The organism is Clostridioides sp. ES-S-0005-03, assembly GCF_020658455.1.
Classification (GTDB): Bacteria; Bacillota; Clostridia; order Peptostreptococcales; family Peptostreptococcaceae; genus Clostridioides.
This window is the reverse complement of record NZ_JACVWI010000001.1, coordinates 1,764,240-1,777,338: the sequence shown is the minus strand read 5'-3', so window position 1 is coordinate 1,777,338 and position 13,099 is coordinate 1,764,240. Positions and strand designations below refer to the sequence as shown.

10 protein-coding genes and 1 other annotated feature are annotated in these 13,099 nt (G+C 28.2%); of the genes, 7 read left to right on the top strand and 3 right to left on the bottom strand.

Features of this window, described 5'->3' with window-relative positions:
• Positions 1–72: 72 nt before the first annotated feature.
• Both IC218_RS08140 and IC218_RS08135 read right to left on the bottom strand, forming a co-directional pair.
• The gene (locus IC218_RS08140; protein WP_227432528.1) at positions 73–1,482 is read right to left on the bottom strand and encodes an MDR family MFS transporter; all 1,410 of its coding nucleotides are present in this window, start codon (positions 1,480–1,482) and stop codon (positions 73–75) included.
• A gap of 3 nt (positions 1,483–1,485) precedes the next feature.
• Positions 1,486–2,376: a TetR/AcrR family transcriptional regulator gene (locus IC218_RS08135; RefSeq protein WP_227432529.1), complete on the bottom strand. Its 891-nt coding sequence runs from the start codon at positions 2,374–2,376 to the stop codon at positions 1,486–1,488.
• A 278-nt stretch (positions 2,377–2,654) separates the two neighbouring features.
• Here IC218_RS08135 and IC218_RS08130 point away from each other — a divergent pair, with 278 nt between their 5' ends.
• Together IC218_RS08130 and IC218_RS08125 are read left to right on the top strand one after the other, a co-directional pair.
• Positions 2,655–3,302, top strand: a complete 648-nt coding sequence (locus IC218_RS08130) for a D-alanyl-D-alanine carboxypeptidase family protein (RefSeq protein ID WP_227432530.1) — start codon at positions 2,655–2,657, stop codon at positions 3,300–3,302.
• 325 nt (positions 3,303–3,627) lie between these two features.
• The gene (locus tag IC218_RS08125) at positions 3,628–6,267 is read left to right on the top strand and encodes a cation-translocating P-type ATPase (RefSeq protein ID WP_227432531.1); all 2,640 of its coding nucleotides are present in this window, start codon (positions 3,628–3,630) and stop codon (positions 6,265–6,267) included.
• Positions 6,268–6,329: 62 nt separating this feature from the next.
• On the opposite strand, the gene IC218_RS08120 is transcribed toward IC218_RS08125, so the two are convergent.
• A complete protein-coding gene (locus IC218_RS08120) occupies positions 6,330–7,433 on the bottom strand; it encodes a pyridoxal phosphate-dependent aminotransferase (protein WP_227432532.1) in 1,104 nt (367 codons plus the stop codon).
• A gap of 360 nt (positions 7,434–7,793) precedes the next feature.
• Here IC218_RS08120 and IC218_RS08115 point away from each other — a divergent pair, with 360 nt between their 5' ends.
• The 5 genes from IC218_RS08115 (at position 7,794) to panB (ending at position 13,087) form a co-directional block, all read left to right on the top strand.
• Positions 7,794–8,615, top strand: a complete 822-nt coding sequence (locus IC218_RS08115) for a Cof-type HAD-IIB family hydrolase (RefSeq protein ID WP_227432533.1) — start codon at positions 7,794–7,796, stop codon at positions 8,613–8,615.
• A 78-nt stretch (positions 8,616–8,693) separates the two neighbouring features.
• Positions 8,694–8,904: a binding site (T-box leader), on the top strand.
• Between the two features lie 87 nt (positions 8,905–8,991).
• Entirely contained in the window at positions 8,992–10,308 is a 1,317-nt protein-coding gene (gene argH / locus IC218_RS08110) for an argininosuccinate lyase (protein ID WP_227432534.1), read from the top strand.
• Positions 10,309–10,589: 281 nt separating this feature from the next.
• Positions 10,590–10,928: a DUF2325 domain-containing protein gene (locus IC218_RS08105; RefSeq protein WP_021385441.1), complete on the top strand. Its 339-nt coding sequence runs from the start codon at positions 10,590–10,592 to the stop codon at positions 10,926–10,928.
• Between the two features lie 418 nt (positions 10,929–11,346).
• Positions 11,347–12,285 carry a DUF2520 domain-containing protein gene (locus IC218_RS08100; RefSeq protein WP_227824268.1) on the top strand — a complete coding sequence of 313 codons (939 nt, stop codon included), beginning with the start codon at positions 11,347–11,349 and terminating at the stop codon, positions 12,283–12,285.
• Positions 12,260–13,087, top strand: coding sequence for a 3-methyl-2-oxobutanoate hydroxymethyltransferase (gene panB / locus IC218_RS08095; RefSeq protein WP_227824189.1), 828 nt, complete (start codon positions 12,260–12,262; stop codon positions 13,085–13,087). The genes IC218_RS08100 and panB overlap by 26 nt, the downstream gene beginning before the upstream one ends.
• The last annotated feature ends 12 nt before the right edge of the window (positions 13,088–13,099 follow it).

The following is a 13,099-nucleotide window of genomic DNA, read 5'->3' as shown; positions in this document are numbered from 1 at the left end:
ATTACAATATTTTTCAAACTGAAAAAAAGAGATGTTTTAAGATTTTAATCTTAAAACATCTCTTTTTTTATTTTAACTTCTAACAGTTTGTCGCTCTTTTATAAAACATATTGATACAATTAATCCAATAAATGCAAGTGTAGCTGCTATTGAAAATGCTACATCTATTCCATGGATATTAGACAGGATAGCTGAACTCATGTGAGCTTTTTTAGTAGCAGTTGTCATTATAGTAATAAGTACAGCAGAGCCTATAGCACCAGATATTTGACGAAGTGTACTATTAATTGCTGTAGCATGAGATATAAGTTCTCTATCTAGTGTTTTAATTCCCCATGTAGTTAATGGCATTAGAACCATTGAAATACCAATCATACGAATACAATACATTAATGATATATGAATTAAAGATGTATCTTTGCCTAAAAATGCAAAAGATAAAGTTCCTAAAAATAAGCATCCAGTTCCTAATATTGATAGAGCGTGAGGACCATATTTATCTAGGTGACGTCCTGCGACTGGATTTAATGCAACCATTAGTATAGCACCAGGCATCATTAAAGAACCTGAAGCAAGTGCAGAGAATCCCCTTACAGATTGAATATATAGAGGTATCATTAATGTAGCAGACATCATTGAAGCATATACAATCATAATTAATAATGTAGAAATAAGAAATGGTTTATTTTTAAAAACTCTTAGTTCTAAGAATGGTTCTTTAGATTTTAATTGACGCCATGTAAACAAAATTAATGATACAATTCCTAATATTATTGGTAGATATGTTGCACTATTAGTCCAGCCATAATTACCTTGATTAGTAAACCCAATCAATAAACCACCAAAACCTAAAGAAGATAGTATTATTGAAGGTATATCCAGTTTTAGTTTCTGAGCTTCTCCAACATTTTTTAATAATATAAATGAAAGTATAACATCTAATATAGCTATAGGTGAAAGAAGCAAAAATAAACTATGCCAACCAAATGAATCTACTAACCATCCAGATAAAGTTGGTCCTATTGCTGGAGCAAATCCCACTGTAATACCAACTAGACTCATAGCTGTACCACGTTTTTCTATAGGACATAAATATAATATAATAACTTGTAAAAGTGGCATTAAAGAGCCAGAACCTACTGCTTGTAACACACGAGCAATCAACATAGTTGAAAAATCACGAGAGAAAAGTGCAATAACACATCCTAAAGAAAAGATAGTCATTGATGTAATAAATAATTTTCGAGTACTAAATCTATTTATCAAGTAAGCTGTTGTAGGAATAATGATACCTGCAATAAGTAGATAAATCGTAGTTAACCACTGACCAACATCAGCAGTAATTTTAAAATCTGACATTATATTGGGAAGTGCAGTTGCCAGTAATGTTTGACTAAGAGAGCTTATAAAAGCACCAGTCATTACGATTGCTATTATCAAATTTCCTTTTTTATTGTTTTTGCTATTACTTTGTATTTCCATAGTTTATAACGTCTCCTTTTTTAATTGATTTTTAATACTATTCAATAAAAGTACTTTTGGTCTCAAAATGTCTTCTTTTTCTAGATATGTAATCATTGCATCCATAATTAAAGAATCATATAGTTGATTTTTTCCTTCTTCATATAATTTTTTTGATGCTTCTAGTAACTTAGGGTTTTCAACAAGAGAAGTGTTTGTTTTGATTAGCTCTTCTATATCCTCTATTGTTTTAAAAAATAATGATTTACTATAAAGAGAAGAATAAGCTTCATCTTCTTGTTCATATAAAAACATTGATTTTTCAATTAAAGGATTTAGGTTATCCGCATTTTCTACAACTAAATCAAGCATTTGTATAGTAAATTCAGCAATAAAGTATACATTTATTTCTCTTTTTTGTATATGAATAATATATGTAAACTGGTGAATTAGAGCATCTAGTAAGAAAACTAAATCAAATAGAATGTTTTCTATTTTGTCGCCATAATTATCAAATAAACTCAGCTTATATTCATTTAATAAATTAGCTCGAGATTTTTTTTGTAACTTACTTGTCGTTTTACGTTGCACTTCAGAAAAATTTTCCCTAACATAAGTATTTATAGTAGTTCTAGAAAAAATATTTCCCCATACAGCTATTATTTTTCTTTTTAATTTTTCAGATGGATGAATATCATTGTTTTCATTAATAGAATGTATAATTTCTAAAAATTTTTCGTCATAATAATTAATTATTTCACAGATAAAACTTTCTTTAGTTTCAAAATGTTTGTAAAAAGTAGCTTTAGACATTTTACATTCTTTTACAATATCTAGTATTGAAGTATTTTGAAAACCTTTTTGGTCAAAGATTCTTTGAGCAATAGTTATAATAAATTTTTGTTTGTCAGTCAATTGGCTATCTCCTTTCATGTAAAAACGATAAGTACTAAGTAGTACTTTAAAGTTTCCATAAATACATTATACATCATTTGGAAAAAAAATCAATATCTGGACCTGTGATATAAAAAAATTGAAAAAATATTGTTAGTTTTAGTAACATAAAGAAGAATTTAAGAGTTTCTTAAGAATTGTTTAAAGAATTTGCAATAAATTAATGATATGATTATACTATGAAGTAAAATGTCTTTAAATTTTTTAGATATTAAATCTAAATTATGGGGGTGCAGTATATGAAAAAGAAAAGAGGCTTGATTATAGTTTTTGCATTTTTTCTAGTTTTCGCAAAAATGTTTATTAATATATCTAGTGGAGAAAATAAAATCATGGCATATGAAATAAGTAAGTATAGAAAAGGTGTGAACGTTTTATCAATAAATAATATTGTAGTAGCAAACAAAAAGTATAGCTTACCTGAAGACTATTCTCCACAAGAAAGTAATGAAGCAAAAGATGCTTTTTATAAAATGAATAAAGAGGCTCAAAAAGCAGGATTAAATCTAAAAGCCTTCAGTACATATAGAAGTTATAAATATCAAGAAAATTTATTCAACACATATGCAGAGAAACATGGTGAGAAGGAAGCAAACAGATTTTCAGCTAAGCCAGGAGAAAGTGAACATCAAACTGGACTTGCATTTGATATTGGAGGAGACGACCAATCTTGTTGGGCAAATAAAAAATTTAATAATACAAAAGAAGCTAAGTGGCTGTACGAAAATGCATATAAGTATGGATTTATACTTAGATATCCAGAGGGAAAAGAAAGCATAACAGGATACATGTATGAATCATGGCACTATAGATATGTTGGAACTGAACACAGTAAAAACTTTGCAATGAACAATCTAACACTAGAAGAATATTTACATATAGATTAAGCCATAATTTGTTAAATTTAGGTTAAAATAAAAAATAATCTAGACTATTAATTATGTAAGGTGTTATAATGTAAATACAATTAAAGATAACTACTCGAAGGGGAGTAGCTTACACGAAAGTGGTAATTAATCGTCAGGACAGTAGAGATACTCGGTTAATTAACAAGGAATTCCTTGATAGCAAGACCTTCAAAATAAGCATTAAGTATGTTTGTTTTGGGGTCTTTTTTTATTCAAGGAATTTTTTATTTAAAAAATTTAAAATTTCAAGTATACATAAGAGTCCCCAAACATAAAATAAATTTATTAAAGAGGAGGGCAACAAATGTCTTACAAAAGTACTTATCAAGAAATAATTAAAAATTTAGACTCAAGCTTAAATGGTTTGAGCAAGGAAAGAGCAGAAGAGCTATTAGAAAAAAATGGAACTAATGAATTAAAGGAAGCAGATAAGGTTCCTACGTATAAGCTTTTCTTAGAAAGTTTTAAAGACCCACTGGTAATAATTCTATTGATAGCTGCTTTAGTACAAATATTTTTAGGTGAAACTGTAGAGTCAATAATAATTTTTGCAGTTATTATTATCAACTCTGTTTTAGGAGTTGTACAAACAAAAAAAGCAGAAAGCTCATTAGAAAGTTTGAAAAATTTATCTGCACCAAATGCAAAGGTAATAAGAGATAATAAGAAAATGACAATTCCAGCAAAAAATTTAGTAGTTGGAGATATTGTATTTTTAGAAGCTGGTGATTACATACCAGCAGATGGAAGACTTATAGAAGCACAATCATTAAAGGTTGTAGAAGGGATGTTAACTGGTGAATCAGAACCAGTTCTAAAACATACAGAAAAAATAAGCGAAGATGTAAGTTTAGGTGACCAAAAAAACATGGTATTTAGTGGTGCTGTAGTCGTTTATGGTAGAGGTTCATTTGTAGTAACTGGAACAGGTATGAATACTGAAATGGGTAAAATAGCTGGTCTTTTAGAAACTGCGGAAAATAAGTTGACACCATTACAACAAAAAATAGAAGCTTTTAGTAAAAAGCTTGGTGTAGGTATTGTAGTACTTGCACTCTTAATATTTATAATTCAGGTAGCAAGAAATTATATGATGGCTGGAAATGGAGAAATGACACAAATTATTCTCGATTCATTCATGTTTTCTGTAGCAGTAGCAGTAGCAGCAATACCAGAAGCTTTATCATCAATAGTTACTATAGTGCTGGCTGTTGGAACAAACAGTATGGCAAAGAAACAAGCTATAATAAGAAAATTACCAGCTGTCGAGACTTTAGGTTCAACAAGTGTCATATGTACTGATAAAACAGGTACTCTTACACAAAATAAAATGACAGTTGTGGACTGTTATATGTATGGAACTAACAATGATGAGCTTAATAAAGAAAATATAAATTATTCTTATCATGCTAAATTGTTGACTATGGTTTCTACATTATGTAATGATTCTCATATAACTAGTGATGGAAAAGAAGTAGGTGACCCAACAGAAGTTGCACTAATAAATTATTCAAGCAAAAATGATTTAGATTATGATAGATTAAGAAGTAAATATATTAGAATAAATGAAATACCATTTGATTCAGATAGAAAGCTTATGTCTACAGTAAATAGTATATATGGAGATTATATAATGTTTACAAAAGGTGCTCCAGATATTGTATTTAGCAGATGTAAATATGCTTTAAAAAATGGCTCAAAAGTAGACATAACAGATGAGATAATAGAAGAATACAAGAATAAAAATGAAGAGTTTTCAAATAGAGCACTTAGAGTATTAGCATTTGCAATAAAAGATGTTCCAGAAGAAGGTTTTACACCTTCAATTGATGACGAACATGATATGATATTGGTTGGGATAATGGCAATGATAGACCCACCAAGAGAAGAAGTAATGGACGCAGTAAAAGAAGCAAAGAGCGCTGGCATAAAAACAGTTATGATAACTGGAGATCACAAAACAACCGCAGCAGCAATTGCAAAAGAAATAGGTATAATGGAAGATGGAGATTTAGCACTTACTGGAAAAGAGTTGGATGCATTAAGTGAAGAAGAATTAAATAAAAAATTAGAAGATATAAGTGTATATGCCAGAGTTTCACCAGAAAACAAAATTCGTATAGTAAAAGCATGGCAACATAAGAATAACATAACTGCTATGACTGGTGATGGTGTCAATGATGCACCAGCTTTAAAACAAGCAGATATAGGTATAGGTATGGGAAGTGGTACTGATGTAGCAAAAGATGCTTCTGCTATGGTCTTAGTTGATGATAACTTTGCAAGTATAGTAAATGCTGTTGAAGTTGGTAGAACAGTATATAGCAATATAATAAAAGCAATAACTTATTTATTTGCAGGAAACTTGGGTGCTATAGTGGCTATCTTGTTTGCAGTATTTGCAGGATGGTCGAACCCATTTACAGCTTTACAACTTTTATTTATAAACCTAGTAAACGACTCTTTGCCAGCAATAGCATTAGGATTTGAAAAATCAGAAAAAAATATAATGAATAAACCTCCTAGACATCCAGATGAAAGTATATTAGCAGGAGGAACATTAAAAGCAGTGGCTATAAGAGGTTGTATAATTGGTATAGTTACAATAATTGCACAATATATAGGACTACAAGTGTCACCAGAACTTGGTGTAGCAATGGCGTTTTCAACTTTAATATTAGCGAGAATAATGCAAACATTGCCTGCGCGTTCTAATAATCAGACAATAGTAAAACTAGGCTTTTTTAGTAATAAATATGTTATAGGAGCAGTTTTAATATGTTTTGGACTTTACTCTTTAACATTAATGCCAGTGTTGAGAGGGATATTCTCTATACCAACAGTATTTGGTTTATATGAATTAGGAATTTGTTTAGGTTTAGCATTACTTTCATCAATATTGATGGAACTTAATAAATTAATGAATAGAAATATTGTAGAATAATTAAAAATACTAAACTAAAGGGACATATTGATTTTATCAATATGTCCCTTATATAGTTAGATTTATTCTAGATTATCGATTATTTGGAATGCTTTTATAACCTCAGGAAGTTCTTTTTCTTCAGGCATTCTAAATCTTATAAAGTTTTTATCAAGTCCAGTAAAATCGCTACCAGATATAACTCTTATTTTTAATTTTGCAAATTCTTGTTGTAAATTTATATCTTTATTTTTATGTTCAACTGTCATTATAGATACAGTATCACTAGTCTCAGCTATGTTAAGGTTTTTCCATGGAATCAATAGTTGATTTTTTATAGCTTTTGTTTTTTCTTTTAATTCTTCTATAAATTGAACATCATCTAATAAATTAGCTGCAATACTACGAGAGATTTCAGATACTTCGTAAGGAGTAGAAATCTTTTTAATAGGATTAACAAGTTGTTCAGGAAGGACTGCATATCCTGCTCTTAGTCCAGCCAAACCAAAACCTTTTGAGAATGTTTTTAGAACAATTACATTGTCATAATCATTTAAAAGTTTTACAGCTGAATTTTCTTTTGGCATATATTCACCATAAGCCTCATCTATCATAACAGCTATATCATATTTTGCTGCCTCTTTTACTATATTTTCAATTGATGATAGAGGTATAATTTGTCCAGTAGGATTATTTGGGTTATCTATGTAAATTAATTTATATTCTGAATTTATTTTTTCAATAAATTCCTTTTCATTAAACTTGAAATTATTTTCTTTCTTTAAAAGAACATAGTCATAAGTAGCACCATGCATTTTTATATCTGTTTCATATTCTGAAAATTGAGGTGAATATCCTAAAACCTTATCTCCTTTTTCAATAAATAATCTATTTAAAAGATAAATAACATGTATAGAACCATCAGCTAGACAAATTCTATCAGTAGTTAGTGCTGTAAAGTCTTTCCAATAATCAACTATATTATTTTTTAGACTAATTGAATGAGGGTATCCTCTTATCATATCAAATTCTAAAGCATTAAAAGCTTCTACAGCTTTATTTGAGAAAGATACTGTATTTATACCTTCGCCACAATCTATCTCAAATACATCTTCGCAATGACCAGATTCTATGGCATAACTTTTTTTCAACTGCATTTCAATAGCTTTGTTAATTTTTAATTTCATAGCTTATCACTCCTTATTTAGTCAATAATAAATGTTAAAAAAGTTGCTAGATTTAAAATATTGTGAAAATACATAATAGTAAAAAACAAATATAAATATTATAATAGCTCACTTTATTTAATATGATTATATATCATATATTGTAAAATTTCTAGCATTATAAGACTATAAATTGAAAATATTCAGAAAAATACTACAAGAAACGATTTATTTTGCCTTGATATGGAAGTATAGGAATGTTATTAATTTTATAAATTGGAATAGTTTAAGTGTAAAGTTATGATATAATTTAATAAGGGTAATTCTTTAAATTAGATTAAGGAAATATAAGTATACAATAAAATGTTATGGAGTTGGATGATGGGATATAAATTGATTGTAACAGATATGGATGGAACTTTATTAGGAAATAACCATAAAGTTACTGATGAAAATAAAATTGCACTGCAAAAAGTTATTAAAAGTGGTATTAATGTAACTTTAGCAACAGGAAGAACTTTCGATTCAGCTAAATGCAATGTAGATTTTCTTAAAGAAGATATGCCAATAATAGCTTGTAATGGCTCATTGATAAGGGAACAAAATGGAAATATAATATATTCAAATAAAATTGATACAAAAACATGTCTAGATATTTTAGATGTGTTAGACAAATATAATATTTACTATCAATGTAATAGTATAGATTCCATGCTTTCAAAAAAAATAGAAGGGCGTGAAGATAGAATAAGTGTGTTTTTGGGCTCTGAAACAGAAGTAATTATAAGGGATGATTTAAGAGAAGAGATTTCTAAAAATGACATATTAAAGTTTGTAATAATAGAAGAAAAAAATCCAGCTATTTTAGACGAAATAAGAAAAGAATTAAAAAAAGTTCAAGGCATAAAAATAACTTCTTCTTGGCCAAATAATATTGAGGTTATGAATACTGGTGTTGATAAAGGCAATGCGGTTAAAATTTTAGCTGAAAAAATGAATATAGATAGAGAAGATATAATTGCATTTGGAGATAATTACAATGATATAGAAATGATACAATTTGCTGGTCTTGGTGTAGCTATGGGAAATGCAGAAGAATTGATTAAACAAGAGGCTGATTATGTGACAGATAGCAATCAAGAGAGTGGAGTTGCAAAAGCAATTTATAAGTTTTTTGAGTTAAAAGAGTCACTTAGTTCTTAAAAAAGGCATTTAAAGGAAAAAATAGGTTGACTATTTTATAGATAGTAATTATAATACAAATAGGTAAAATATAAAAATTTAGATTCAGTGAAGAAGAGAGTAGATATAAAGCAGGTCTCAGCGAGTTAGGGATGGTGTAAGCCTAATGATAATACTTTATATTGAATAGAGCTTTGGAGAATATTACTTGAAATTCAGTATGGTAATAGGTAATCTCGCCTTAAGAGAATAGAGTGGGTAAACATAGTTTATCAACTAGAGTGGTAACACGGAATATTTCGTCTCTTGGTCTTTTTGACCAAGAGATTTTTTATTTTTAGCTAAAGTAAAAATATTATAATTAAAATATAAAAAATTAAAATATGAGGTGAAAAATATGAAATTATGGGGTGGACGCTTTAGAAAAGCTGAAAATCAACTTATGGAAGAATTTAATAAATCTTTTGGGTATGACTGTATACTATACAAAAAAGATATCGAAGGAAGTATAGCACATGTCTATATGCAAGTAAAATGTGGGCTTTTAACAGATGAAGAGGGAAAAGCTATAACAGAAGGTCTAAATGGAATACTTGAAGATATTGAAAATGGGAAATTGGCATTAGATGGAGATTATGAAGATATACATAGTTTTACTGAGATAAACTTGATTCAAAGAATAGGTGATGTTGGGAAGAAACTTCATACAGCTCGTAGTAGAAATGACCAAGTTGCAGTTGATATGAGATTATATGCCAAAGAAAAGGCAAGTGATTTAGTGGGGTTAATATCTGGATTTAAAGAAACTATAAAAGATGTTGCTGATAAAAATTCAGTAATGATGCCAGGATATACTCATCTTCAAAGAGCGCAAGTGGTAACTTTTAAACATCATTTGATGGCATATTATAGTATGTTTGATAGAGATGAGAAAAGAATAAAAAATGCTATAGAAATATTAGATGAATCACCTTTAGGTTGTGGAGCTTTGGCAGGAACTACACATGATATAGATAGAAATATAACTTGTGAGCAATTAGGATTTAAAAAAGTTGTAGATAATTTTATGGATGGTGTAAGTGATAGAGACTATTTATTAGAACTAATGAGTGATTTTTCAATTATAATGATGCATTTAAGTAGACTTAGTGAAGAATTGATACTTTGGAGTTCTCAAGAATTTGGGTTTGTTGAAATAGATGATTTATATACTACTGGAAGTAGTATAATGCCTCAAAAGAAAAATCCTGATGGTGCAGAACTTATAAGAGGTAAGACTGGTAGAGTATATGGAAATTTATTTGGTCTTTTTACAGTGATGAAAGGTATACCACTAGCCTACAATAAAGATATGCAAGAAGATAAGGAAGGCTTCTTTGATAGTGTACACACTCTTGAAATGTGTATACAAATAATGGAGAGAATGATAGCTACATTAAAGGTAAATGAAGATAAAATGAAACAAGCAGTTAAAAATGGGTTTTTAAATGCTACAGAAGTTGCTGACTATCTAGTTAAAAATAATGTTGCCTTTAGAGATGCACATGGAATTGTTGGAAGTATTGTAATATATTGTGAAGATAATAAAAAAGCAATAGAAGATTTGACACTAGAAGAATTACATAAGTTTTCAGATGAATTTAAGGAAGATATTTATGACTTTATTAACTATGAAAGTATATTAAACAAAGGAATAAAAAAGAATTTAAAATAATATAGGATATTAAGTTTTAAAAGCTGTGAATTTTAATGAGTGGTATCATTAAAACTTACAGCTTTTTATTATACAAAACATTATTTATAATGCAATATCAATAACTTTTAGAGCCAATAAATTTAAATTTATTAACACTAAAAAGTTACTAAAAATAAAACCTTCTATTATTAAAATGATAATTAATATCAATAAGTATTGACAAAATTATTTTTAGATATTATTATATATAGTATAAATAATAATGAAAATCAATATCAAATAAGGCGGGAGGCAGTCTAATGAACTTATTAGTGATTGGTGGCCATGAAAGAATGGAAAAAGATTATATGGTTATGGCCAAGAAAAAAGGTTATAAAACAAAAGTATATACTACTATGTCATCTAAATTAAATAACTCTATAGGAAAACCTGATGCTGTTGTTATACTTACATCAACAGTTTCACATAAGATGTCTAGAACAGTTGAGTCTCAGGCTAAAAAACAGGATATACTAATTGTAAGACATAAAAATAGTAGTAAGGTAGCATTTAATGAATGTCTAGATATGGTTGATGAATGTCTAGGAAACTGTTCAAAATGTAAACTTAACGATAAGCAAAAACAGAAAAATACATAAATATATAATTTAATAAGTTTGAGAATACATATTCAATATGTGTTGAGTGTATGAAATAAAGTGTGCATTCTTCCAAAAAGTTGTGGTAGTAAAGATATCACAATATACAAGGAAGGAGCACATTTTTATTTTTTAACAAAAATAAAATGTTAAAGAGATTATTGAAAAATATTATTTTAATTATTTTTAAGTTAAGTGCATTTTTAGTAAAATAAGAAAACATAAATAAAAACATATTAACTTAATTTTTGTAGAATTAATTGTCAACTTTTTATTTAAATGGTAGAATATTCATGGATGGTATCTTGTTATAAGAACTATACTTTAAATGTTTTTAATTATTTTGTCTTATATAACTCATATCTTCATGAATGAGATTGGAAATTAAGATGTTGTATCACAAGTTGGAGGTGATACTATTAAAATAGGATTTATTGGTTCTGGAAAAGTTGGGACATCTTTAGCAAATTATTTTTTGTCAAAAGATTATTGTGTAACGGGCTTTTATGGAAGAAATCAATTATCTTTATTAGAATCAACAGATTTAACAAAAACAAAGATTTATAGTAACTTGAAAGACATTATTTATGAAAATGATATATTATTTATTACAACATCAGATGATTCTATTGAAATCATAGACAAAAAACTTTCCAAATTTAATTTAAAACATAAATACATTTGCCACACAAGTGGCTCTTTAAAATCTAGTATATTGTTCTGTTCAAAAAAAGCAGGTGCATTAATTTATTCTGTCCATCCTATATTTGCATTTTCCAATAAAAATACTGATATTAAAAAAATGAAAGACATTTGTTTTTCCATAGAAGGTGATAATGAAAAAGATGATTTATTTATTCAAAATTTTATAAATAGCTTAGGAAATCGGTTTTTCATAAGAGATAAAAATACTTCATCCACTTATCATGTGGCCAATGTTTTAGTTTCAAATTTAGTGTTATCTTTACTATATGTAGGAGTAAGTTACTTTATTAAATTGGGTCTATCTGAAGAAGAAGCTTTAAAAGCTATAAATCCTTTGGTCAAAATAAATATAGAAAATATACTTGATAAGGGATTTACTAAATCCCTTACTGGACCTGTTGTTCGTGGTGATATAACACCAATAAAAAAACATTTATCAGCATTAGATAAAAAAGATGAAGATATTTACAAAATACTTTCCTTAAATCTACTAAAAATAATAGCCTTGGAAAATGAAGATTCATTAAAATGTACAAAAAATATTTCTATAGAAAATGCAGTCGAAGATTTAATGAGTAAATCTGAAAAATATAAAGAGATTTACAAAATTTTAGGAGGAAAAAACAATGAAAAATACTATACTGACTTTTAAAAATGCTAAAAGTGATGGAAGGAAGCTATCTATGCTTACTGCTTATGATTACTCAATAGCAAAAATAATGGATGAATGTAACATAAATGGTATTTTAATAGGAGATTCATTAGGAATGGTCATAAAAGGTGAAGAAAACACTCTATCTGTTACTATAGATGAAATTATATATCATACAAAAGCTGTAAAAAATGGTGCCCAAAATGCCTTAATTGTAAGTGATATGCCATTTCTATCTTACCATGTTTCTACAGAAGAGGCTGTTAAAAATGCGGGCAGACTTGTAAAAGAAGGTGGGGCACATGCTGTAAAATTAGAAGGTGGCTCAAACGTTATAGAACAAATAAAAAACATTGTAAATGCTCAAATACCTGTAATGGGCCATTTAGGACTAACACCTCAATCTGTAAATTCATTTGGTGGATTTAAGGTTCAAGGAAATACTAGTGAAACAGCAAAACAACTTATTGAAGATGCTAAATTAATAGAAAAAGCAGGAGCATTTTCTATTGTCCTTGAAGGAGTTCCTGCTAAAATAGCTGAGAAGGTGACTAATTCTATTTCAATTCCCACAATAGGGATAGGAGCAGGAATTAATTGTGATGGTCAAATTTTAGTTTATCAAGATATGTTGGGGATGTTTGGAGATTTTGTACCTAAATTTGTAAAGCAATACGCAAATATAGGAGATATAATGAAAGATTCAATTAAAAATTACATACTAGAAGTTGAAACTGGCGTATTTCCACAAGAAAAACATAGCTTTTCAATAAATGAATCTGAATTAGAAAAATTATACTAAGATTAAGGATGG